The following is a 23,380-nucleotide window of genomic DNA, read 5'->3' on the forward strand; positions in this document are numbered from 1 at the left end:
AAACGAATGATTTCTCCTGAAAATGACAGGCTACATTAACATTCTCGCTATCTTCTGCTACATTTAAAATGACGATAATATTTAAGGTGAAATTTAAAAAATGGCAATCGAACAAGTTGTGGAATAAGCAACACTCATGGCAAGCAATTTGTAGCTTAATGATGAAATAACGCCTATGCTTTAAAGTGCATCAAGTTAACGTGACTGAAGTAGAACTCAATCTTATAATGGAAACCCTTACAAAAATGTAGAAATGCGATTGACAAACTTTGTGACAATGCATAAAATTTACATGAAATTAATATTTAATTAATAATCAAGGGGAGGATACATATGTTTAAGTTTTTAAAACCGCCTGTAGCTGCGGCACCTGTACCAGAAAGTCAGCAAGATGAAACGTATAAAAAATTAAGGCTACAAGTGTTTATCGGTATCTTTTTAGGCTATGCAGGTTATTATTTGTTGCGTAAAAACTTTTCAATCGCGATGCCGTACTTAGCGGATATGGGTTTTTCAAAGGCAGAACTCGGGTTTGCGTTATCCGCGATTTCGATTGCTTACGGTTTTAGTAAGTTTGTCATGGGGACGGTCAGTGATAGAAGTAACGCCCGTATCTTTTTAACGTTAGGACTTGTGTTAACAGCTATCGTCAATTTACTGATGGGCTTCATTCCTGCGTTAACATCAAGTGTCACGATCATGTTCATCATGTTATTCCTCAATGGTTGGTTCCAAGGTATGGGCTGGCCGCCGTCAGGTCGTGTGCTCGTGCATTGGTTTAGTGTGAGTGAACGTGGAAGTAAAACGGCGATTTGGAACGTCGCGCATAACGTCGGTGGTGGTTTAATGGCACCAATCGCATTGTTTGGGATTTATTTAACAGGTTCATTGAGCTTTGGTTATTTACAAGGCTTTGAAGGGGCATTTATTTATCCTGCGTTACTTGCGATTGTCATTGCGATTGCGTCATACGTTTTAGTGCGTGATACACCGCAATCAGTCGGTTTACCATCAATCGAAGCGTATCGTGATGACTATCCAACACAAAAGAAAGAGACATTCGAAACAGAATTGACGACGAAAGAGATTTTATTCAAATACGTCCTTAACAACAAATGGGTGTGGATTATTGCGATTGCGAATATTTTCGTCTACTTTGTCCGATATGGTGTGTTAGACTGGGCGCCGCTCTATTTAAGTGAAGTGAAAAGCTTTGATATGAAAGAATCAGGCTGGGCCTATTTCTTATACGAATGGGCAGGTATTCCAGGTACACTTATCTGTGGTTGGTTATCAGATAAAGTATTTAAAGGTCGTCGTGGTCCAGCAGGCTTTATCTTTATGATTGGTGTAACGATTGCGGTTGTCGTATACTGGCTCAACCCACCTGGCAATCCACTCATTGACAACCTTGCATTAATTACAATTGGCTTTTTAATATATGGTCCAGTAATGTTGATTGGTTTACAAGCATTGGATTATGTGCCGAAAAAAGCAGCGGGGACTGCAGCCGGTTTAACAGGTTTATTCGGTTACCTCGGTGGCGCTGTCATGGCGAACATTGTCATGGGTGCGATTGTAGATCATATGGGTTGGAGTGCAGGCTTCATCTTATTAACAATCATTAGTGTCTTAGCAATGATTAGCTTCCTCTTCACGTGGAATAAACGTGGACAAGAAATCGTACATTAGAATAGATGAGAGGCAAGTATCTTTTAATTCAAAAGAGGTACTTGTCTTTTTAGTATGTTATTATCAAATTATATTTTTATATATTTAAGATAAGTGATAAAACGTGTGGAAAGTGGAGGGGTATCACAATGCAATTTTGGCTTAAATTCATTTGTTTTATCATTGCATCTATTTTAATCGCGCACTTTATTTGGAACGAAATGAGGATTGCGTCTCTTATTATCAGTATCATCACTTTAATCGCTTTTTCTATCATTGAGTATGTGTTCAAAAAGAAAGAGAAGGAATAGAATTGCGGTCTTACTTGATATAGAAGTTACACACTGGAAAGGTCATCAATAAGTAGAGACGTTTTCAGTGTGTAAAATTGGACTGTGAGTAGGGAGAGGGACATTTAGTTTTCCCAGTCCCTATCTTATGAATACTATTCTAAATCTAAATCACGCATCATTTCAACCATTTGCGTATAAATTTCATAATACACATAATTCAACGCCATGAGATGCGGTTGTACGACTTTATCATAATCTTCTGTGTAAACAATCGGTCTCGGTGTTGACAAATTAATAAAATGCATTAAATGATCCGGTAATTCAACTTCTTTAGGTTTATTCGTAATCACGACAACATCGCGATCATCCGCAATTAATTGTTCCAAATCACGAGCCATCTCCTCGCTATACTCCGCTCCGAACAGTAACACTCTATCTGTCGTGTCTAACACGTCAAACGAGGGATAATCGTCTAGCGCCAAACTTGAATGCAATTTCTCAAAACTCGTTAAGATGTAGGATTCAAAGCATTTTAAATCACCATAACCTTTAATGTAAACATGACCTTCGCCACCCATCGCTTGAATTAAACTTTGTGCAGCCATTTGAATATCCAACTCTTGCTGATCGAGTCGATTAAATATACCTGTTAATTGTGTTGTGAGCATTTTTGACATGCATGTTGCCTCCTTTTTGGTCAATTTTTTGTATATATATAAAATTAAATTTTTGGTTTTTTAACAGCTGTTAATGCTACGAAATTCAAAATTCATTTTATAAAATAATCGTGTTAGAATCAATTCACAGCAATGGTTGCGCTTACATGATAAATTACGATATTTTTCACAAATTTAGTGCGATTTTGCGGTGCATATTAACAATGACTTTGCTATACTGTATTTATAAATATTCGTGCGACATGCACGCAAGGAGGAACTTTCATGCCTTTAGTTTCAATGAAAGAAATGTTAATCGACGCAAAAGAAAATGGTTATGCTGTAGGTCAATATAACCTAAATAACTTGGAGTTCACACAAGCGATTTTACAAGCGTCTCAAGAAGAGAATGCGCCTGTAATTCTTGGTGTATCTGAAGGGGCAGCAAGATACATGGGTGGCTTCTACACTGTAGTTAAAATGGTAGAGGGACTATTACACGACTACGAAATCACAATTCCTGTTGCGATTCATTTAGACCATGGTTCAAGCTTTGAAAAATGTAAAGAAGCGATTGATGCTGGTTTCACATCTGTTATGATTGATGCATCACACGAGCCATATGAAGATAACGTGAAAATTACGAAAAAGGTTGTAGAATACGCGCACGAACGCGGTGTATCTGTTGAGGCTGAATTAGGCACTGTTGGTGGTCAAGAAGATGACGTTGTTGCTGAAGGCGTTATCTACGCTAACCCAACTGAATGTCAAAACTTAGTTAAAGCTACAGGTATCGATGCATTAGCGCCTGCTTTAGGTTCAGTTCACGGACCATACAAAGGTGAACCAAACTTAGGTTTTAAAGAAATGGAAGAAATCGGTGCTTCAACTGGATTGCCATTAGTATTACACGGTGGTACAGGCATCCCTACTCACGACATTAAAAAAGCGATTTCATTCGGAACGGCTAAAATCAATGTTAATACTGAGAACCAAATTGCTTCAGCTAAACGTGTTCGTGAAGTATTGGATCAAGACAAAGAAGTTTACGATCCACGTAAATATTTAGGACCAGCTCGTGAAGCGATTAAAGAAACTGTAATTGGAAAAATTAGAGAGTTCGGTACTTCAGGTAAAGCAGCAAACATTAAAGGTTAATCTATTTTAAGAGATGTCACACACGTATCACATGTTTGTGCAGTGTCAACATCATTAAATTCAAAAGAGGGTAGCATGATCACAAGTTGTGAGTCGGTTACTCTCTTTTTCATATTTTGATAATCGTGATGACGCTCTATAGTGAAAACGTGTAGGAAATGCTTGATGCAAAGGTAGGCAAAGTCGTTCAATCGCTATCATATTTACAAAAATTGAACGCAAAGTAGGGCTAAACATCTCAAAGCGTCATTTTTTCATTTTGCAATTTGAAAAAATTTACTTTATAATGCTTTTAATATAGTATTATAAGGTTAAAATGAACAAGGGAAAAGGAGTTCAATGACATGGCACAAGAAGTGATAAAAATAAGAGGTGGCCAAACTTTAAAAGGGAGTGTTGAAATTAATGGTGCGAAAAACAGTTCAGTTGCCATAATACCTGCAACATTAATGGCAGAAGCACCGGTAACATTAGATGGCTTGCCACAAATTTCTGATGTTGAAACGCTGGTTAGCTTATTGGGAGATTTAAACATTAAGACTGAACTTAACGGCACAACTTTAGTAGTAGACCCGACACATATTGAAAACGCCCCTTTGCCAAACAATAAAGTTGAATCTTTGCGTGCTTCTTATTATATGATGGGGGCTATGCTCGGTCGCTTTAAAAAGTGCGTCATTGGTTTACCTGGAGGATGTCCGCTTGGGCCGAGACCGATTGATCAACATATTAAAGGGTTTAAGGCTTTAGGTGCAACAGTAGATGAGTCGAGCCTCACATCAATGAAAATTGAGGCAGAACGTTTGGTAGGCGCGAACATTTATTTAGATATTGTCAGTGTAGGTGCAACGATTAATATTATGCTTGCTGCGACACGTGCGGAAGGGCAAACGATTATCGAAAATGCAGCAAAAGAACCTGAAGTGGTCGATGTTGCCAACTTTTTAAATAGTATGGGCGCAAAGGTCACAGGTGCAGGGACAAGTTCGATTAAAATTGTCGGTGTGCCTCATTTACATGGTAGCCGCCATTCAATCATACCGGATCGTATCGAAGCTGGAACGTACATGTGTATTGCGGCCGCTTGTGGTGAGTCGGTACATATTGACAACATTATTCCAAAACATATGGAAGCACTCACTGTGAAATTGAAAGAGTTAGGTGTTACAATAGAGACAGGCGATGACTACATGATAGTCCAATCTTCTGCACCTTATAAAAGTGTCGATATCAAAACGCTTGTGTACCCCGGTTTTGCAACGGATTTACAGCAACCTATTACACCTTTACTCTTCTTAGCAAATGGACCTAGTTTTGTCACTGAAACGATTTATCCAGAGCGCTTCAGACATGTGAAAGAGTTACAAAAAATGAATGGATTGATAACAGCAGACCAAAATACTGCGACAGTGAAGCCATCGAAATTAACAGGCACCGAAGTGTACGCAAGTGACTTACGTGCAGGTGCATGCTTAATCGTAGCTGGATTGTTAGCAGAAGGTGTGACAACGATTTATAATGTGAAGCATATCTACCGAGGTTATACAGATATTGTGAAAACACTTAAAGCGTTAGGTGCTGATATTTGGACGGAACAAGTTAAAGCTTAATCCGATTAATGTTGTTATCACAAATTTAAAATTGAGAGGTGATAACTATGGAAGTATGTCCATATTTAGAAGAAACATTTAAAATTTTAGGACGCAGTTGGAACGGTTTGATTTTGCATTACCTTTCGACTTGCGATGGATATAAAGCGCATTTCTCAGAGATGAAAAGACATTTACGTCCAATTACTAATAGAGCCTTGTCTATGAAAGTGGCTGAGTTGGCTGATGCAGAGTTATTAACGAAAGAAGTTATTTCGACAAATCCGCCGTCAGTTTGTTACCATTTAACAGAAAAAGGTGTAGCATTGGCACGTGCATTAGAACCGCTCGAAACTTGGGCGCATGACTATATTGATTTAGAAGAAAAAGCGCTATAAGCATTCAAAGAAAATAATAAAAGAGTAAGACGACGCGAACGATTGGTGTATGTGCTTACTCTTTTATTGTTTATCAAGTTAATGTAATGACAGAAAAAATTTGATTTGTAGGGTCAGGTTTAAAAAGGAATAAACTTGGCAATACAAAGTGTATGACATTAAATGAAGGAGTGTTTGTTCATGAGAGATCAAACAAAACAATATATTAATGGTGAATGGGTTGAAAGTCATAGTGGCGAAACGATAGCAGTCATTAACCCAGCCACAGAAGAAGTATTTGGTCATATCGCAAAAGGGAATAAAGCAGATGTAGACCAAGCAGTTCAAGCTGCTCATGACGTGTATCTTTCATTTCGTAACTCGTCTGTCAAAGAACGACAAGACTTGTTAGATCGTATTGTTAAAGAATATGAAAATCGTAAAGATGATTTAATAGAAGCAATGACATTAGAGCTAGGTGCACCTGTGACACAATCAGAAAAAGTGCATTATCAAATGGGCTTAAACCATTTTAAAGCTGCACGTGACGCATTGAATGATTTCCAATTTGAAGAACGTCGCGGAGATAACTTAATCGTGAAAGAAGCAATTGGTGTTGCAGGACTTGTCACACCTTGGAACTTCCCAACGAACCAAACATCACTTAAATTAGCGGCAGCATTTGCGGCAGGAAGTCCGGTTGTCCTCAAACCATCTGAATTGACGCCATATGCAGCGATTATTTTAGCTGAAATTTTCGATAAAGTTGGTGTACCCAAAGGTGTATTTAACCTTGTCAATGGCGATGGTGAAGGTGTCGGTACACCGTTAACTCAACATCCTGATGTCCGCATGGTGTCATTTACAGGTTCTGGTGGCACAGGTTCAAAAATTATGGAAGCGGCGAGCAAAGACTTCAAAAAAGTATCATTGGAACTCGGCGGGAAATCTCCATTTATCATTTTAGATGATGCGAATCTTGAAGAAGCGGCTAAAGCGGCAGTGAAGAAAGTTGTTAACAATACAGGGCAAGTATGTACAGCAGGCACACGTACATTAGTGCCGGAAAGTATTAAAGACGATTTTCTTAAAGAAGTAAAAAAACAAATGGCGAACGTGAAAGTCGGCGATCCACAAAATACTGAAACACAAATGGGTCCTATTGTGAGTGAAAAACAATACAATCAAGTACAAGACTACATTCAAAAAGGCATCGATGAAGGCGCTGAACTATTATACGGGGGTACAGGTAAACCGGATGGTCTAGATAAAGGGTATTTCGCGAAACCTACAATCTTTACAAATGTGAATAATCAAATGACAATCGCGCAAGAAGAAATTTTTGGACCTGTTATGTCAATTATTACGTATAAAGATTTAGACGAAGCGATTGAAATTGCTAACGATACAAAATACGGACTTGCCGGCTATGTTTTCGGTCAAAACAAAGAAAACCTTATCCGTGTTGCACGTTCTATTGAAGCAGGTACTATCGAAATTAACGAAGCTGGACGTGCGTCAGACTTACCATTCGGTGGTTATAAACAATCAGGTATTGGCCGTGAATGGGGCGACTTCGGTATTGAAGAATTTTTAGAAGTGAAATCTATTGCAGGTTATTACAAAGGTGAATAACTGTTTGAAATAGTGTGTGAAAACATGCGTATCAAAAGAAAGCGAAGAGGCTGGGAATTAAGTTTTCCCAGCCTTAATGTTTTCATAGATTTATGTTTCATTAATGATTAAAAATTGTTGGAAAATGTGAGTGAACGGGATAAAAATGATACTATAGTCTTGTTGGATTTCAAAAACTTGTCCAAAGTTGTTGCATATGATGTAAGTTTGCCCAGAAGATTGAGACTCCATAGGGAATGCATGCATACTGCTGACAGCGACCGCTTTTCTTTGATAATGGCTACGCTTTATCACAGTAGCTGTCTGGCTTCTAAATGTTTACACTTTTGAGAAGCCGAGTCAGCCTTGCGGAGATAGCACGACGAAATCTGTGTTGCAGATGAGATTTCTGTACTGCTCCCAAAATGCACTAACGCCTCAACGAATGAAATAGTTTAATCAAGCGTTAGTGAGTTGAAAAATCAGCCCCTAGTAAAGGTCATCCATGAAGGCAATCAAAAACACAAATCATTGTAGTAGGGCGAGTTCAACAAGAATATTGTATCAATAGCATCAAAATCTTTTGTCTCCCAGTCCTTTTTTTAATTATTTTAAAGAAAATTTGAGTATTGAAATAAAGTCAAAAATGGCTAAACTGAGTGGGAAAATTAGGATTTCTTTATTTTATGGACAAGCCAATTTTCTATGATTTTCTGAACTTATAAAAATGAGTAAAATTGATGACAGATATTGAAAAAATGATGATGTATCAAATCTGAATTTTTCCTGTCATTTCCATTGATATTTTGTCATTGAGCCCATTATTTGATATAGTAAGGTTTAATCGTAACATTTGCGATTAAATAGAATTTAAAATGAAATGAGTGTTTAACATGTCAAGGGAACGAACATCTCCGCAATATGAATCTTTTCATGAATTATACAAGAATTATACAACAAAGGCCCTCACTGAAAAGGCAAAATCTCTTAAACTTGTTAACTATAGTAAATTAAATAAAAAAGAACTCGTACTTGCAATCATGGAAGCGCAAATGGAACAAGATGGAAACTACTATATGGAAGGCATCCTCGATGATATCCAACAAGATGGTTATGGGTTTTTACGAACGGTTAACTTCTCCAAAGGTGAAAAAGATATCTACATTTCTGCTAGCCAAATTCGTCGATTCGAAATTAAATTAGGCGATAAAGTAACCGGAAAAGTTCGAAAACCGAAAGAAAACGAAAAATATTATGGATTACTACAAGTTGACTTTGTGAACGATCACAATGCAGAAGAAGTCAAAAAACGCCCTCACTTCCAAGCTCTTACACCTTTATATCCAGATGAACGGATTAAATTAGAAACAGAACCTCGAAACTATTCAACACGTGTAATGGACTTAATTACACCTATTGGTTTAGGACAACGCGGCTTAATTGTTGCACCACCTAAAGCAGGGAAAACCACTTTACTAAAAGAAATTGCCAATGCGATTGTTACGAACAAACCGAATGCTAAACTTTTCATTTTACTCATCGGTGAACGACCAGAAGAGGTAACTGACATTGAACGTTCAGTTGATGAAGCAGAAGTAGTACATTCTACGTTTGATGAGCATCCAAAACATCACGTAAAAGTTGCTGAATTGTTGCTCGAGCGTGCAAAGCGTCTCGTCGAAATTGGTGAAGATGTCATTATTTTAATGGATTCACTGACTCGTTTAGCCCGTGCGTATAACCTCGTTGTACCGCCGAGTGGTCGTACATTATCGGGTGGTTTAGATCCAGCGTCATTACATGGTCCTAAAACATTTTTTGGTGCTGCCAGAAATATCGAAGCAGGTGGCAGTTTAACAATTTTAGCCACTACGCTCGTTGATACAGGTTCTCGTATGGATGATATGATTTATGAGGAATTTAAAGGGACAGGGAATATGGAGCTCCATTTAGATCGACGCCTTTCTGAACGTCGTATTTATCCAGCGATTGATATTTCTAGAAGTTCGACGCGTAAAGAAGAACTCCTTGTTCCGAAAAACGAATTGGATAGCTTGTGGCAATTACGCAATATGTTTTCAAATTCACCTGACTTCACAGAGCGTTTCATTCGTAAGTTGAAGAAAACGAAATCCAATGCTGAATTCTTTGAACTTTTACAACAAAGTGCGGCTGAAAGTAGTAAAACAGGTAAACCGATTATTTAATCAGAATAATTTTAGATGTAGGGTTGCAATTTCATCATGCGGCCTATATAATGTTTAAGTATTGGGTAAAAACTCAGAAATAACTCTGTTCCGGATGGTTCAGGGCAAAGGAGCTGAAAATTATGAAACAAGGGATTCATCCAGAATACCGTAAAGTCATCTTTTTAGATACGACAACTGATTACAAATTTTTAAGCGGTTCTACTAAATTTTCTAACGAAACAATGGAATGGGAAGATGGTAACGAGTACCCAGTTATTCGTTTAGATATTTCTTCTGATTCACATCCATTCTACACAGGACGTCAAAAATTTGCTGCGGCAGATGGTCGTGTGGAACGTTTCAACAAAAAATTTGGTCTCAAATCAGACAACTAAGACAACATTGGCTTGGGTGGATAGCTGTCCTCTCAAACTGTGTGCTTAATGAAATGTGAATAAAATGTACGTCAACACGTTTTCTTTGATACTGTATCATAAGGAAACGTGTTGTGCGTTGTAGTGGGTCAACGGAATCTAAACCTTTAGATTGTGTACCCACTTTTTTATTATCTGCTTTGCTAGGGCTTTACCTCATTTATCACATTCTGAAAGTTTAAAGGGGGATTTTAAATCAAATAAACAAGAATTTAATGAATTTTGATATACATACGAATTACATCAACGAATACGTATATTTTATGATATAATGAATTGATTTTGTTTTGAAAAAGGTGGAAAGAATCATGTATGAAGCGTACCATTCAGGTTGGATAGAATGCATTACTGGAAGCATGTTTAGTGGCAAGTCAGAAGAGCTCATCAGACGCTTACGCCGAGGTGTCTATGCAAAGCAAAAAGTGGTTGTATTTAAACCAACAATTGATGACCGCTACCATAAAGAAAAAATTGTTTCTCATAACGGTAATGAAATAGAAGCGATTAACATTTCTAAAGCAAGTGAGATATGGCGCCATGACTTAAATGGTGTGGATATTATCGGTATTGATGAGATTCAATTTTTTGATCGAGATATTGTAGACATTGCACAAACGCTTGCCGAAAGAGGGTACCGTGTAATTACTGCAGGTCTTGATATGGATTTTAAAGGCGAACCTTTTCACCCTGTTCCTGAAATGCTAGCGGTGAGTGAACATATTACAAAATTACAAGCGGTCTGTGCGGTTTGTGGGGCATCATCGAGTCGTACGCAACGATTGATTGATGGTAAACCTGCAAAAGTGGATGATCCGATTATACTTGTAGGTGCAAATGAAAGTTATGAGCCGCGTTGTCGTGCACATCATATCGTAGCACCGAGTGAAAATGATAAGGAGGCGTTGGAATAATGTTTGATCAATTAGACATTGTTGAAGAACGTTATGAACAACTGAATGAATTGTTAAGCGATCCAGAAGTTGTGAGTGATTCAAATCTTCTTAGAAAATATTCTAAAGAACAATCAGAATTACAAAAAACGGTAGAAGTGTACCGTCAATATAAACAAGTGAAAGAAGATGCTGAGGAAATTGAATTAATGCTTGCTGAAACAGATGACGCTGATGAAGTGGAAATGTTAAAAGAAGAAGCAAGTGCATTGAAAGCAGAAGTGCCAGAACTAGAAGAGCAGTTAAAATTATTGCTCATTCCAAAAGATCCGAATGACGAAAAAGATGTTATTGTGGAAATTCGTGGGGCTGCAGGTGGCGATGAAGCGGCTATTTTTGCTGGTGATTTATTCCGTATGTATTCTAAGTTCGCTGAGTCACATCGTTTTAAACTTGAAATTGTAGAAGCGACAGAAAGTGACCACGGTGGTTATAAAGAGATCAGTTTTTCAGTTTCTGGCGACGGTGCTTACAGTAAATTGAAATATGAAAATGGTGCGCACCGTGTTCAACGTGTTCCTGAAACAGAATCAGGTGGCCGTATTCATACGTCAACAGCCACAGTTGCAGTCCTACCAGAAGTAGAAGATGTAGAAATCGAAATCCGCAACGAAGACTTGAAAATCGATACGTATCGTTCAAGTGGTGCAGGTGGACAGCACGTTAATACAACGGACTCTGCCGTACGTATTACTCACATTCCAACTGGGGTCATTGCGACATCTTCAGAAAAATCGCAAATTCAAAACCGTGAAAAAGCGATGAAAGTGTTAAAAGCACGTTTATATGATATGAAGTTGCAAGAAGAACAACAAAAATATGCAGCGCAACGTAAGTCAGCGGTGGGTACAGGTGACCGTTCTGAACGTATCCGTACATATAACTATCCGCAAAGTCGTGTGACGGACCACCGTATTGGTTTAACATTACAAAAATTAGATCAAATTATGGAAGGCAAGTTAGACGAAATTGTGGATGCGTTAACGATGCATGAACAAACTGAAAAATTGAAAGAGCTTAATACTGGTGAATTATAAAGAGTGGCGACAACAGGCTGAGCAGCAAATGGTGGTGAAAGGATATGAGCCGAATGCCATCCAATGGTTTATGATGGATACGTTGCAATGGTCGAGAACTTCACTCATTTTGAATGAAATGACGCCAATAGCTGAATCAACGCTTAAACAATTGAATGACGGTTTATCACAACTGCTCACGGGGATGCCAGTGCAATACGTTGTCGGTCAATCGGAATTTTACGGTCGCCAATTTAAAGTGAATTCGGATGTCCTCATTCCTAGACCCGAGACAGAAGAAGTGGTGCATTATTTTTTAACACAGTTGGCAGCTGCTAAAGTTGTTGCTGACATTGGTGTGGGAAGTGGTGCGATTGCCATCACTTTAAAAGCTGAACGACCTGAATTGCGTGTTATTGCGACAGATATTTCATTTCAAGCGTTAGCGGTCGCACGAGAAAATGCTCAGCGCCTGCAACGAGACATCACCTTTTTACAAGGAAATGCGTTACAACCATTGATTGATCAGGACGTTCGATTGGACGGTTTAATTTCTAATCCACCCTACATTGGTGAGCATGAACGCACATTAATGGATAACAGTGTGATTCAATATGAACCGCATGTGGCTCTTTTTGCAGCCCAAGAAGGCTATCAAGTTTATGCAGCGATATTACGTGATTTGCCTCATGTCATGCAAGACGGTGCGCCGGTTGTCTTTGAAATTGGCTTTCAACAAGGTGCACAGTTAACGCGCATGATGCAACAGTTGTATCCGCATATTACGCCAGAAGTCATAAACGACATCAACGGTCATGCACGAATTTTTCATTTTAAATGGACTCAGCCATAGTCGCTTTGTCTGTGAAGCAATGAAAATTTCGCGAATGAGCGTCAATATAACAGCAATTAAAAATGGATGCACGACAGTAAAATCTAAGACGTATTCTTACGATTGAAGTCATGCACCCATTTTTATTTTTGTAGTAAAATAGAAGAGAAGGAGAGGTGGACGTTAATGTCAGAAACGAAAATTTGGGATGTTCGAGATTATACAACACGATTAGAAGAATATCCAAAATTACCAGAAATTGTAAAAACTTTACAAGATGGCGGTCTTGTCGTGCTACCGACAGAAACAGTGTACGGTTTAGGTGGAAATGCGAAAGACGATACGGCCATTCGTAAAATTTATGAAGCAAAAGGGCGTCCTTCCGATAACCCTTTAATTGTGCACATTCATGATACGGATCAGCTTGACGATTTTGTAGCAGATATTTCGGAGTCGACACGTAAGTTAATGGAAGCTTTTTGGCCGGGGCCGATTACCTTTATATTACCGTTAAAACAAGGATTTTTATGTGATCGGGTGACAGGTGGATTGAATTCTGTGGCAGTGCGTATGCCGAGTCACCCTGTAGCATTAGCATTATTAAAAGCAGTCGATTTGCCGATTGCAGCACCGAGTGCAAATTTAAGTGGACGACCTTCCCCAACAACGTTTGAACATGCGTTTCATGATTTGAATCATCGGGTGGAGGGCATCATGCGATCGACGCAAAGTGATGCAGGACTTGAAAGTACAGTTGTAGATTGTACATCATTTCCATTTCGCATTGCGCGACCTGGTACGATAACGCGCAACATGTTGAATGATATTTTACCACAATCTGTCGAAGTTCACAGTCCACTAGCTACTGAAAAACCGATTGCGCCAGGGATGAAATATCGTCATTATGCGCCGTCAACGCCTCTTAAAATGATAACGCAACTCAATGCACCGATTCACGAAGACGCACATGAAGACTGGTCGAAAATCGCATTTATCGTCCCTGAAACGAAGAAAAAGTTTTTGCCAGCAAGTGCGCAAGTCATTGTCATAAGTGAAAGTGAATCCGATATTCAAGGTGCAAACCATAATCTATATGACGTGTTACATCAACTGGACCAACTCAATGATGTCGACATGGCATACATTTATGGATTTGAAGATAACTTTGACACTGAAGCGTTGAGAAATCGGATGCTTAAAGCGGTCAGTCAACAAGTCGTAAAGGATGAGTCGTTATGAAAATCGTATTTGTATGTACGGGCAACACGTGTCGTAGTCCATTAGCCGAAAGTATTGCGAAACAATTAATGCCAGACTTTGAAATTGTTTCAAGAGGGCTGATGGCACAAGAAGGGCAACCGATATCGTCACATAGTCGCGAATTATTACGACGTCATGAATTACCGATACCGAAGGGTGCACAATTGTTTGATGCAGGGGATGCTGAAGCGGATTTGATTTTAACGATGACGACTGCACATCGCCAAATGATTCAAGCGATGTATGGCCCGCAAGTGAATGTGTATGCATTAAACGATTATGTGGATGAAGATTTGCCAGTAGAAGATCCTTATGGCGGGCAGTATGAAACGTATGAACAAGTCTTTGAACAGTTGACACGGATGATCGACAAGTTAAAGTCTAAATTAGTGACAGAATAATTGTATAATCAGTATAAGTTAAAGAAAAAATAAGTTATAATAAAGGACGTATAGCATGTTTCGTAGTCCTTTCATTATTGTTTTTTTGACTCATCCGATGAACAAGGGGGTAACGGTATGCAGGATTTAAATCAATTATTAGAAGAACTTAAAGCCCAATCGTTTTTTAATGAAGGTGAGATATGTGTCATAGGTTGTTCGACTTCTGAAGTTCAAGGGGAGCGTATAGGGACGACTGGCTCGATAGATGTCGCTCAGGAAATTTTCGAAGCACTTGTTAAGATTCAACAGGAGACAGGTGTTTCATTTGCATTTCAAGGTTGTGAACATATCAATCGTGCCATTACTATTGAACGTAAAGACTTTGATCCATACGTGATGACTGAAGTCTCTGTCGTTCCAGATGTGCATGCTGGGGGTTCTTTATCAACGCATGCGTATCGTCATATGGAAGCACCCATGGTAGTCGAACATATTCGAGCTGACAAAGGTATTGATATCGGTCAAACATTGATTGGTATGCATCTGAAGCATGTGGCAGTACCTGTTCGGACTACAGTGAAACAAGTTGGCCAAGCAATTGTGACTGTAGCAACATCTCGACCGAAAAAAATCGGGGGCGAACGTGCTAAATATCAACTTTAACAGAAAAGAGGGAATTGTCTATGTCATTTCTTGCTAAACAAGATAAGTCTGTATTTGAAAGTATTCAAAAAGAGTTTCATCGTCAAAACACAAGCATTGAGTTAATTGCATCTGAGAACTTTGTTTCTGAAGCAGTCATGGAAGCACAAGGTTCAGTCATGACGAATAAATATGCTGAAGGTTATCCTGGACGCCGTTACTATGGGGGATGCGTATTTGTAGACCAAACGGAACAGCTTGCAATTGATAGAGCAAAAGCACTTTTCAATGCTGAACATGTCAATGTCCAACCGCATTCTGGTTCACAAGCGAATATGGCTGTATATCTTGTTGCACTTGAACATGGTGACACAGTACTCGGTATGAATTTAAGTCATGGCGGTCACTTAACGCACGGTTCACCAGTTAATTTTAGTGGTAAGTTCTACAACTTTGTGGAATATGGTGTAACTAAAGACGAAGAGCATATTGACTATGAAGAAGTTCGTAAGTTAGCAAAAGAACACAAGCCTAAATTAATCGTAGCGGGTGCATCTGCTTATTCACGTTCAATCGACTTCAAGAAATTTAAAGAAATTGCTGATGAAGTTGGTGCGAAGTTAATGGTAGATATGGCGCATATTGCAGGGCTTGTTGCAGCGGGTCTTCACCAAAACCCAGTTGAATTTGCGGATTTCGTTACAACAACAACGCATAAAACGTTACGTGGTCCTCGTGGCGGTATGATTTTATGCAAAGAAGAATATAAAAAAGAGATTGATAAAACAATTTTCCCTGGCATTCAAGGTGGTCCACTTGAGCATGTGATCGCTGCGAAAGCTGTTGCATTTGGAGAAGCATTACAACCAGAATTTAAAACGTATCAACAACAAGTGATTAAAAATGCGCAAATGCTTGCAAAAACTTTAAAAGATAATGGCTTTAGAATTGTATCTGGTGGTACAGATAACCATCTTGTATCAGTAGATGTTAAAGGTTCCGTAGGCATTACAGGTAAAGTAGCAGAAGAGGCACTTGATGAAATTGGTATCACATGTAACAAAAATACGATTCCATTCGATCAAGAAAAACCTTTTGTTACAAGCGGTATCCGTTTAGGTACTCCAGCTGCAACAACACGTGGTTTTGATGAAAATGCTTTTGAAGAGGTTGGTCGTATTATAAGCGACGTTCTTAAAAACCATGAAGACCAGAAAGTTTTAGCAGATGCGAAGTCACGTGTTCAAGCGTTGACTGAAAAATTCCCTTTATATCAATAAACCAATTATTTTAGAACAAACGGAGGCAATATCATGGGTAAAGTACATGTATTTGATCACCCTTTAATCCAACATAAGTTAAGCTTTATTCGAGATGTGAATACTGGTACAAAAGCATTTCGTGAATTAGTTGATGAAGTAGGCATGTTAATGGCTTATGAAGTGACACGTGATTTAGAGCTTCAAGAGGTTGAAATCGAAACACCTGTTACGAAAGCGATTGCGAAACGCTTATCAGGTAAAAAGCTCGCTTTTGTTCCAATTTTACGCGCGGGTCTTGGTATGACAACAGGTATTTTAAACCTTGTCCCTGCAGCAAGAATAGGTCATGTAGGTTTATATCGTGACCCTGAAACACTTGAAGCGATCGAATATTTTGTGAAACTACCACAAGATATTGAAGAACGCGAAATCATCGTAGTCGACCCAATGCTTGCAACGGGTGCATCAGCGATCGAAGCAATTAACTCATTGAAAAAGCGAGGCGCGAAACATATTCGCTTTATGTGTTTAATTGCCGCTCCAGAAGGCGTGGAAAAACTTCAAGCAGCACATGAAGATGTGGATATTTTTATTGCCGCATTGGATGAAAAGTTAGATGACAATGCTTATATCATCCCTGGTCTCGGCGATGCTGGAGACCGTCTATTCGGTACAAAATAATTCATACAAGGAGCGCATTGACATGAAAAGGATAATGACGATTTTTGGTACAAGGCCTGAAGCGATTAAAATGGCACCGCTCGTTTTACAGCTCAAAAAAGATGAAGCATTAGAACCGATAGTCGTGGTCACTGCACAACACCGTGAAATGTTAGATTCTGTATTAGATACGTTTGGAATTGAACCTGATTATGATTTAAACGTGATGAAACAGGGGCAGACGTTATCAGAAGTGACATCACGCGTGTTACTCGGGTTAGAAGATGTCATCAAAAAGGCACAACCAGATATGATATTGGTCCATGGAGATACGACAACAACTTTTGCAGGAAGTCTCGCTGCATTTTACAACGAGATTAGCATTGGCCACGTTGAAGCCGGGTTACGAACTTGGAATAAGTATTCTCCATTCCCAGAAGAAATGAATCGTCAAATGACCGGTATTATGGCTGATTTACATTTTGCACCGACTGAACAGGCACAAGCAAACTTATTGCAAGAAAACAAAGACCCTGAAAAGGTTGTTGTAACGGGTAACACAGCGATTGACGCTATGCATACGACTGTCGATCCACAATACCAATCAGACATCATTCAACGTCATCAAGATAAGCGTATTATCTTACTCACTGCGCACCGTCGCGAAAATATTGGTGAACCTATGCATCATATTTTTAAAGCGGCTAGACGCATTGTTGAGGAATTTGAAGATGCGGTCATCGTCTACCCAATGCATAAAAATCCTAAAGTACGTGAAATTGCTTATAAACATTTAAGTAATCATGAACGTATTGAATTAATTGAACCACTCGAAGTTGTTGATTTTCATAACTTTGCACATCAAGCGCACTTTATTTTGACAGATTCAGGTGGTGTACAAGAAGAAGCACCTTCACTCGGCAAGCCTGTGCTCGTATTAAGAGATACAACAGAGCGTCCAGAAGGCGTGGAAGCGGGGACACTCCGACTCGTCGGTACTGAAGAAGCGGATGTTTACGAAGCAACTAAAGCTTTATTAACTGATGAAGCGTTGTATGAAGCGATGAGTGTCGCACAAAATCCGTATGGTGATGGGCAAGCGTCACAACGTATTTGTGAAAATATTAAATACTTTTACGGTTTAATCGATCAAAAACCCGCTCCATTTCGAGTGGACAAGTAAAGTGACATTTTAATAGGGACGAATGTGTCAAATATGTGACAATTCAATTTATAAAAATTGACCCTTTTAATTGTGCAATTGACACACTTTTCGCCCTATATTATTATGAAAGTTGTATGTATGGAACGGCTTTCAGAATTGTGTCTTAAGGCAGAAAAGAGGCTCAATATGAATCGTTTTTATAAAATGTTTCAGCCGTTTTTAACATATTACGCTACGATTTTAGCAGGGCTATTAATCCTCTATTCTTTAGACGTGCAACAACCGATTGTACTTGGGCTTATCGTAGGGATAATAGCATCTATAGTGAATACGTGCATTTTTGAATATTATTTATGGCGGGCAAAGCGTTTCTCAGCAGAACCTATTTCAACTGGGAATGGTTGGCGCTATCTCGTCGCTATATTGGCATGTGTCATATGGGTACTATTTCAAGCGCAAATACATATACTCGGCGTGCTCATAGGATTGATGGTTTCATATGTGTTAATGGTTTTTCGTCCTTTGTTAAAGAAGGAATCGTGATTGAATTATATTTTGAAAAGAGGTGAAATCTAGAATGGATCACAAACATCCCGTGGTGACTTGGCATTTTCTCGGAGTAGATATTAATTTCAACTTATCTACTATTATGATGTTATTAGTAACAGCAGTGATAGTATTTGTTATTGCAGTCTTATGTACGCGCAACCTCCAGAAAAGACCAAAAGGCGCACAAAACTTCATCGAATGGGTTTTTGACTTTGTCCGTGGCATCATCGAAAGTAATATGGCCTGGTCAAAAGGTGGACAATTTCACTTCTTAGCCGTCACTTTAATTTTATTCATTTTTGTGGCGAATATGCTAGGGCTTCCATTGCAGTTTGTGAACGGTCATACACTATGGTGGAAGTCACCAACTGCTGATGCACATGTGACTTTGACACTCGCAACGATGATGGTCCTTTTAACCCATTACTATGGTGTTAAAATGCGAGGTCCTAAAGCTTATCTTAAAGGCTACAGTAAACCGTATTTGGCACTACTTCCTATTAATGTCTTTGAAGAGTTTGCATCGACATTGACGTTAGGTCTACGTCTGTACGGTAACATTTATGCCGGTGAGATTTTATTAGGGTTACTTTCAAAAGTGACTTTAACAGTAGCATTTGGTTTTATTATTGGTATTCCTGGATTGATTATTTGGCAAGGTTTTTCAATTTTCGTAGGCTCAATCCAAGCCTATATCTTTATCATGTTATCAATGGTGTATATGTCACATAAAGTAGCAGACAACCATTAAAATAAAAATTAAAATTTAAAAACAATTAGGAGGATTTATATAATGAATTTAATCGCAGCAGCAATCGCAATCGGTTTATCAGCATTAGGTGCAGGTATTGGTAACGGTTTAATCGTTTCTAGAACAGTTGAAGGTGTGGCACGTCAACCAGAAGCTCGTACACAATTAATGTCAATTATGTTCATCGGTATTGGTTTAGTAGAGGCACTTCCTATCATCGGTGTAGTTATCACATTCATCGTATTATTCATTTAATCGAAGCTAATCAGTTAGGAAGCATGACGTAATAAAGACATTTGTTAATTTCTTATTTTTACATATGAAAAACATTTGTCAGGGCGAGGTCTAGTACAGATTAGGCTTTCGCCATTCGTTTTTATTATTTGAACAGATGAAATGGTTGAAAGGAGTGTACATCATAGTGACTGCTAATTTATTTACCCTTGCAGCAGCAGGTGGTGGCGTGAACATTGGGGATATTATTGTAACAGTAGTAACTTTCCTCATTTTACTCGCACTACTTAGAAAGTTTGCTTGGGGACCGCTTAAAAAAGTCATGGACGATCGTGAGCGTTCAATTAATCAAGACATTGATGATGCAGAACGTGCAAAATTGAATGCGCAACGTTTAGAAGAAGAAAATAGACAAAAACTTAAAGAAACACAAGATGAAGTTCATAAAATTCTTGAAGATGCCAAGTTACAAGCAAGACGTCAACAAGAAGAAATCCTTCATGAAGCAAATCAACGTGCCAATGGTATGCTTGAAACGGCACAAAGTGAAATTAAGAGTGAAAAAGAACGTGCATTAGCAGAAATTAATAATCAAGTTTCGGAACTCTCAGTACTGATTGCATCAAAAGTATTACGTAAAGAAATCTCTGAACAAGATCAAAAAGCTTTAATAGAGAAGTACGTTAAAGAGGTAGGGGATAAGTAATGGCTAACGTTGCTCAAAAATATGCCCAAGCACTGTATGATGTTACATTATCACACAATATCTTATCCGAGGTATATGATGAATTTACAGAAATCAATACAGCTGTTGAAAGTCAAATCGATTACTTAAAAGGCATCGATTATGAACCAAAAATTACAATAGCGGATAGACGTCATATTGTAGATAATGTTTTTGCAGGAACACAACCTTATTTGATGAATACGTTAAAAATTGTTGCGGGACACCGTAATTTACATTTAATACCTGCTATTTTCAAAGCATTTGAAGCGCAGTATTATCAATTCCACGGTCTGGCAGATGCTTATGTTGAATCAGCTTCAACTTTAAATGAAGATGAATTAATGCAAGTGACAAACGCATTGTTAGATCGTACAGGACTTAAAGATTTAATCATTCATTCTACTGTAAACGAAGAACTGATCGGTGGCGTACGCGTGAAAATCGGTACAAAAGTATATGACGGTAGTGTACAAAATGATTTAAATCAACTCGTTAAGAAATTTAACAGAGTACATTAATTAGATTAAATGGAGGAGTGACATAGATGGCCATAAAAGCTGAAGAAATTAGTGCATTACTTCGCTCACAAATTGAAAACTATGAGTCAGAAATGTCTGTAACGGATGTAGGTACAGTTATTCAAATTGGTGACGGTATTGCATTAGTTCACGGATTGAACGACGTTATGGCTGGTGAGTTATTAGAATTCCATAACGGCGTACTTGGACTGGCACAAAACTTAGAAGAAACAAACGTGGGTGTTGTTATTTTAGGTCCTTATGATGAAATTAAAGAAGGCGACGAAGTGAAACGTACGGGTCGTATCATGGAAGTGCCAGTAGGTGAAGAACTAATCGGTCGTGTTGTGAACTCATTAGGTCAACCTATTGATGGACAAGGCCCTTTAAATACAACAAAAACACGTCCTATCGAGAAAAAAGCAACAGGTGTTATGGCGCGTAAATCTGTTGATGAACCTTTACAAACAGGGATCAAAGCAATCGATGCCTTAGTGCCAATCGGCCGTGGTCAACGTGAGTTAATCATCGGTGACCGTCAAACAGGTAAAACAACTGTAGCGATTGATACGATTTTAAACCAAAAAGATCAAGATATGATTTGTATCTATGTCGCAATTGGTCAGAAAGAATCAACTGTTCGTGCAGCAGTTGAAAAATTACGTCAAGCGGGTGCATTAGATTACACAATCGTTGTATCTGCATCAGCAGCACAACCAGCGCCAATGTTATATATCGCGCCATATGCAGGTGTAACGATGGCAGAAGAATTTATGTTCAATGGTAAGCACGTTTTAATTGTATATGATGATTTAACAAAACAAGCTGCAGCATACCGTGAGTTATCATTATTATTACGTCGTCCACCAGGTCGTGAAGCATACCCAGGTGATGTATTCTACTTACATAGTCGTTTATTAGAGCGTGCGGCGAAATTAAATGATGATTTAGGTGGCGGTTCGATTACTGCATTACCATTTGTTGAAACACAAGCCGGGGATATCTCAGCATATGTGCCGACAAACGTAATCTCAATTACTGATGGTCAAATCTTCTTACAATCAGACTTATTCTTCTCTGGTATTCGTCCAGCGATTAATGCGGGTCTTTCAGTATCACGTGTAGGGGGATCAGCACAAATTAAAGCGATGAAGAAAGTTGCAGGGACATTACGTTTAGACTTAGCTTCATATCGTGAACTTGAATCATTTGCGCAATTTGGTTCTGACCTTGATGAAGCAACAGCAAGCAAATTAGAACGTGGTAAACGTACGGTTGAAGTATTAAAACAAGACCAAAACAAACCACTTCCTGTTGAACACCAAGTATTGATTATTTATGCATTAACACGTGGTTATTTAGATGACATTCCTGTTGTTGATATTACGCGTTTCGAAGCTGAAATTATCGAATGGACAAAATCTAACGCAAACGAAATCTTTACTGAAATTCGCGAAACAGGTGGCCTTCCTGCAGACGAAAAATTTGAATCAGCAATCAATGAATTCAAAAAAGGTTTTAAAGCTTCAGAAGAATAATTGAACAGATGATTAAAATAGATAAGGTGGTGAGATGGTGGCTTCATTAAAAGAAATTGATTCACGTATAAAATCGACGAAAAAGACGAAGCAGATTACGAATGCAATGAACATGGTATCAAGTTCTAAATTACGTAAAGCTGAGAAGAATGCGATGACATTTCGTCCTTATATGGAAAAAATGAAAGACGCAATTACAGCAATCGCAGGGTCGAATAGAGTTTCATCACATCCGATGTTGAACGAACGTCCTGTGAAACGTGTAGGTTATATGGTCATTACGAGCGATCGTGGACTTGCGGGTGCTTATAGCGCGAACGTGTTAAAGAAAATGATTCGTGATATCGAACAACGTCATAACAGTCCAGAAGAGTATCGTATTATCGTACTTGGACAAATCGGTGCGACATTTTTACAAAACCGTGGCTATCAACTTGAAAATACGTTAACTGACATCCCGGATCAGCCTGCATTCAAAACAATTCAGGCAATCGGAAAACGTGCCATCGATTTATACGTAGATGAACAAATTGATGAATTACACATCTACTATAGCCATTACGTAAGTGTAATCGAGAATAAGCCTAGCAGTAAAAAATTATTACCATTATCTCCAGAGGACTCTAGCTTAGGTCACGGTGCAATGGCCACTTATGAATTTGAGCCAGACAAAGATGCCATTCTGAAAATATTATTACCTCAATATATTGAGAGTTTAATTTATGGTACGATTCTTGATGCAAAAGCAAGTGAACATGCGTCACGTATGAATGCAATGAAGAATGCCTCAGATAATGCAACAGAAATGATTGACGATTTATCATTACAATATAACCGAGCGCGACAAGCAGCCATTACACAACAAATTACTGAAATTGTTGGTGGTTCAGCAGCGTTAGAATAATTTTGATT

24 protein-coding genes are annotated in these 23,380 nt (G+C 38.6%); 23 read left to right on the plus strand and 1 reads right to left on the minus strand.

The features are described from left to right. The first annotated feature begins 333 nt into the window (after positions 1 to 333). Positions 334 to 1,692 carry a glycerol-3-phosphate transporter gene (gene glpT, locus P3U61_RS03440; RefSeq protein ID WP_065354115.1) on the plus strand — a complete coding sequence of 453 codons (1,359 nt, stop codon included), beginning with the start codon at positions 334 to 336 and terminating at the stop codon, positions 1,690 to 1,692. A 424-nt stretch (positions 1,693 to 2,116) separates the two neighbouring features. On the opposite strand, the gene P3U61_RS03445 is transcribed toward glpT, so the two are convergent. Beyond that, positions 2,117 to 2,641, minus strand: a complete 525-nt coding sequence (locus P3U61_RS03445; RefSeq protein WP_014613324.1) for a DUF2529 family protein — start codon at positions 2,639 to 2,641, stop codon at positions 2,117 to 2,119. 264 nt (positions 2,642 to 2,905) lie between these two features. Between P3U61_RS03445 and fdaB the strand changes: the two genes are divergently transcribed. From fdaB to atpG, 22 genes are all read left to right on the plus strand, one after another. Further along, complete coding sequence (gene fdaB, locus P3U61_RS03450) at positions 2,906 to 3,778, plus strand: class IIb fructose-bisphosphate aldolase FdaB (RefSeq protein ID WP_015729446.1); 873 nt, start codon at positions 2,906 to 2,908, stop codon at positions 3,776 to 3,778. A 344-nt stretch (positions 3,779 to 4,122) separates the two neighbouring features. Next, positions 4,123 to 5,388: a UDP-N-acetylglucosamine 1-carboxyvinyltransferase gene (locus P3U61_RS03455; RefSeq protein ID WP_014613326.1), complete on the plus strand. Its 1,266-nt coding sequence runs from the start codon at positions 4,123 to 4,125 to the stop codon at positions 5,386 to 5,388. A gap of 47 nt (positions 5,389 to 5,435) precedes the next feature. Beyond that, on the plus strand, positions 5,436 to 5,765 hold the full coding sequence (locus tag P3U61_RS03460) for a winged helix-turn-helix transcriptional regulator (RefSeq protein WP_014613327.1): 330 nt from the start codon (positions 5,436 to 5,438) through the stop codon (positions 5,763 to 5,765). A 180-nt stretch (positions 5,766 to 5,945) separates the two neighbouring features. Beyond that, the gene (locus P3U61_RS03465; RefSeq protein ID WP_014613328.1) at positions 5,946 to 7,379 is read left to right on the plus strand and encodes an aldehyde dehydrogenase family protein; all 1,434 of its coding nucleotides are present in this window, start codon (positions 5,946 to 5,948) and stop codon (positions 7,377 to 7,379) included. Between the two features lie 872 nt (positions 7,380 to 8,251). Beyond that, positions 8,252 to 9,565 (plus strand): transcription termination factor Rho, encoded by a 1,314-nt coding sequence (gene rho / locus P3U61_RS03470; protein WP_014613330.1) that lies wholly within the window; start codon positions 8,252 to 8,254, stop codon positions 9,563 to 9,565. Between the two features lie 122 nt (positions 9,566 to 9,687). After that, complete coding sequence (locus P3U61_RS03475; RefSeq protein WP_014613331.1) at positions 9,688 to 9,942, plus strand: type B 50S ribosomal protein L31; 255 nt, start codon at positions 9,688 to 9,690, stop codon at positions 9,940 to 9,942. Positions 9,943 to 10,289: 347 nt separating this feature from the next. Then, positions 10,290 to 10,892, plus strand: coding sequence for a thymidine kinase (locus P3U61_RS03480; RefSeq protein WP_015729444.1), 603 nt, complete (start codon positions 10,290 to 10,292; stop codon positions 10,890 to 10,892). Then, a complete protein-coding gene (prfA, locus tag P3U61_RS03485) occupies positions 10,892 to 11,968 on the plus strand; it encodes a peptide chain release factor 1 (RefSeq protein WP_015729443.1) in 1,077 nt (358 codons plus the stop codon). The genes P3U61_RS03480 and prfA overlap by 1 nt, the downstream gene beginning before the upstream one ends. After that, positions 11,958 to 12,800: a peptide chain release factor N(5)-glutamine methyltransferase gene (gene prmC / locus P3U61_RS03490; RefSeq protein ID WP_014613334.1), complete on the plus strand. Its 843-nt coding sequence runs from the start codon at positions 11,958 to 11,960 to the stop codon at positions 12,798 to 12,800. Before prfA ends, prmC begins: the two co-directional genes overlap by 11 nt. 165 nt (positions 12,801 to 12,965) lie before the next feature. After that, a complete protein-coding gene (locus P3U61_RS03495) occupies positions 12,966 to 14,018 on the plus strand; it encodes an L-threonylcarbamoyladenylate synthase (protein ID WP_014613335.1) in 1,053 nt (350 codons plus the stop codon). Then, positions 14,015 to 14,440, plus strand: coding sequence for a low molecular weight protein arginine phosphatase (locus P3U61_RS03500; RefSeq protein WP_099986635.1), 426 nt, complete (start codon positions 14,015 to 14,017; stop codon positions 14,438 to 14,440). Before P3U61_RS03495 ends, P3U61_RS03500 begins: the two co-directional genes overlap by 4 nt. A 117-nt stretch (positions 14,441 to 14,557) precedes the next feature. Then, positions 14,558 to 15,085 carry a TIGR01440 family protein gene (locus tag P3U61_RS03505; RefSeq protein ID WP_014613337.1) on the plus strand — a complete coding sequence of 176 codons (528 nt, stop codon included), beginning with the start codon at positions 14,558 to 14,560 and terminating at the stop codon, positions 15,083 to 15,085. 20 nt (positions 15,086 to 15,105) lie between these two features. Continuing rightward, entirely contained in the window at positions 15,106 to 16,344 is a 1,239-nt protein-coding gene (locus P3U61_RS03510) for a serine hydroxymethyltransferase (protein ID WP_014613338.1), read from the plus strand. Positions 16,345 to 16,377: 33 nt separating this feature from the next. Beyond that, positions 16,378 to 17,007, plus strand: a complete 630-nt coding sequence (gene upp, locus P3U61_RS03515) for a uracil phosphoribosyltransferase (protein WP_014613339.1) — start codon at positions 16,378 to 16,380, stop codon at positions 17,005 to 17,007. Between the two features lie 22 nt (positions 17,008 to 17,029). Further along, positions 17,030 to 18,169 (plus strand): non-hydrolyzing UDP-N-acetylglucosamine 2-epimerase, encoded by a 1,140-nt coding sequence (wecB, locus tag P3U61_RS03520; protein WP_015729441.1) that lies wholly within the window; start codon positions 17,030 to 17,032, stop codon positions 18,167 to 18,169. Between the two features lie 168 nt (positions 18,170 to 18,337). Next, positions 18,338 to 18,694 carry an ATP synthase subunit I gene (locus P3U61_RS03525; RefSeq protein ID WP_014613341.1) on the plus strand — a complete coding sequence of 119 codons (357 nt, stop codon included), beginning with the start codon at positions 18,338 to 18,340 and terminating at the stop codon, positions 18,692 to 18,694. A gap of 34 nt (positions 18,695 to 18,728) precedes the next feature. Then, positions 18,729 to 19,451, plus strand: a complete 723-nt coding sequence (atpB, locus tag P3U61_RS03530) for a F0F1 ATP synthase subunit A (protein ID WP_037542529.1) — start codon at positions 18,729 to 18,731, stop codon at positions 19,449 to 19,451. 42 nt (positions 19,452 to 19,493) lie between these two features. Next, complete coding sequence (atpE, locus tag P3U61_RS03535; RefSeq protein WP_014613343.1) at positions 19,494 to 19,706, plus strand: F0F1 ATP synthase subunit C; 213 nt, start codon at positions 19,494 to 19,496, stop codon at positions 19,704 to 19,706. 160 nt (positions 19,707 to 19,866) lie between these two features. After that, positions 19,867 to 20,391 carry a F0F1 ATP synthase subunit B gene (locus P3U61_RS03540; protein ID WP_096534009.1) on the plus strand — a complete coding sequence of 175 codons (525 nt, stop codon included), beginning with the start codon at positions 19,867 to 19,869 and terminating at the stop codon, positions 20,389 to 20,391. Continuing rightward, entirely contained in the window at positions 20,391 to 20,930 is a 540-nt protein-coding gene (locus P3U61_RS03545) for a F0F1 ATP synthase subunit delta (protein WP_037542533.1), read from the plus strand. The genes P3U61_RS03540 and P3U61_RS03545 overlap by 1 nt, the downstream gene beginning before the upstream one ends. A gap of 26 nt (positions 20,931 to 20,956) precedes the next feature. Beyond that, positions 20,957 to 22,468: a F0F1 ATP synthase subunit alpha gene (atpA, locus tag P3U61_RS03550; protein WP_014613346.1), complete on the plus strand. Its 1,512-nt coding sequence runs from the start codon at positions 20,957 to 20,959 to the stop codon at positions 22,466 to 22,468. Between the two features lie 37 nt (positions 22,469 to 22,505). Next, positions 22,506 to 23,372, plus strand: a complete 867-nt coding sequence (atpG, locus tag P3U61_RS03555; protein WP_026067008.1) for an ATP synthase F1 subunit gamma — start codon at positions 22,506 to 22,508, stop codon at positions 23,370 to 23,372. Positions 23,373 to 23,380 lie beyond the last annotated feature (8 nt).

This window comes from Staphylococcus pseudintermedius (genome assembly GCF_034042775.1).
In the GTDB taxonomy this organism is placed as follows: domain Bacteria; phylum Bacillota; class Bacilli; order Staphylococcales; family Staphylococcaceae; genus Staphylococcus; species Staphylococcus pseudintermedius.

Excerpts from the sequence above, each read along its gene's own strand:
- glpT (WP_065354115.1), top strand. The coding sequence starts at position 334 with ATGTTTAAGTTTTTAAAACCGCCTGTAGCTGCGGCACCTGTACCAGAA.
- P3U61_RS03445 (WP_014613324.1), bottom strand. The coding sequence starts at position 2,641 with ATGTCAAAAATGCTCACAACACAATTAACAGGTATATTTAATCGACTC.
- fdaB (WP_015729446.1), top strand. The coding sequence starts at position 2,906 with ATGCCTTTAGTTTCAATGAAAGAAATGTTAATCGACGCAAAAGAAAAT.
- P3U61_RS03455 (WP_014613326.1), top strand. The coding sequence starts at position 4,123 with ATGGCACAAGAAGTGATAAAAATAAGAGGTGGCCAAACTTTAAAAGGG.
- P3U61_RS03460 (WP_014613327.1), top strand. The coding sequence starts at position 5,436 with ATGGAAGTATGTCCATATTTAGAAGAAACATTTAAAATTTTAGGACGC.
- P3U61_RS03465 (WP_014613328.1), top strand. The coding sequence starts at position 5,946 with ATGAGAGATCAAACAAAACAATATATTAATGGTGAATGGGTTGAAAGT.
- rho (WP_014613330.1), top strand. The coding sequence starts at position 8,252 with ATGTCAAGGGAACGAACATCTCCGCAATATGAATCTTTTCATGAATTA.
- P3U61_RS03475 (WP_014613331.1), top strand. The coding sequence starts at position 9,688 with ATGAAACAAGGGATTCATCCAGAATACCGTAAAGTCATCTTTTTAGAT.
- P3U61_RS03480 (WP_015729444.1), top strand. The coding sequence starts at position 10,290 with ATGTATGAAGCGTACCATTCAGGTTGGATAGAATGCATTACTGGAAGC.
- prfA (WP_015729443.1), top strand. The coding sequence starts at position 10,892 with ATGTTTGATCAATTAGACATTGTTGAAGAACGTTATGAACAACTGAAT.
- P3U61_RS03495 (WP_014613335.1), top strand. The coding sequence starts at position 12,966 with ATGTCAGAAACGAAAATTTGGGATGTTCGAGATTATACAACACGATTA.
- P3U61_RS03500 (WP_099986635.1), top strand. The coding sequence starts at position 14,015 with ATGAAAATCGTATTTGTATGTACGGGCAACACGTGTCGTAGTCCATTA.
- P3U61_RS03505 (WP_014613337.1), top strand. The coding sequence starts at position 14,558 with ATGCAGGATTTAAATCAATTATTAGAAGAACTTAAAGCCCAATCGTTT.
- P3U61_RS03510 (WP_014613338.1), top strand. The coding sequence starts at position 15,106 with ATGTCATTTCTTGCTAAACAAGATAAGTCTGTATTTGAAAGTATTCAA.
- upp (WP_014613339.1), top strand. The coding sequence starts at position 16,378 with ATGGGTAAAGTACATGTATTTGATCACCCTTTAATCCAACATAAGTTA.
- wecB (WP_015729441.1), top strand. The coding sequence starts at position 17,030 with ATGAAAAGGATAATGACGATTTTTGGTACAAGGCCTGAAGCGATTAAA.
- P3U61_RS03525 (WP_014613341.1), top strand. The coding sequence starts at position 18,338 with ATGAATCGTTTTTATAAAATGTTTCAGCCGTTTTTAACATATTACGCT.
- atpB (WP_037542529.1), top strand. The coding sequence starts at position 18,729 with ATGGATCACAAACATCCCGTGGTGACTTGGCATTTTCTCGGAGTAGAT.
- atpE (WP_014613343.1), top strand. The coding sequence starts at position 19,494 with ATGAATTTAATCGCAGCAGCAATCGCAATCGGTTTATCAGCATTAGGT.
- P3U61_RS03545 (WP_037542533.1), top strand. The coding sequence starts at position 20,391 with ATGGCTAACGTTGCTCAAAAATATGCCCAAGCACTGTATGATGTTACA.
- atpA (WP_014613346.1), top strand. The coding sequence starts at position 20,957 with ATGGCCATAAAAGCTGAAGAAATTAGTGCATTACTTCGCTCACAAATT.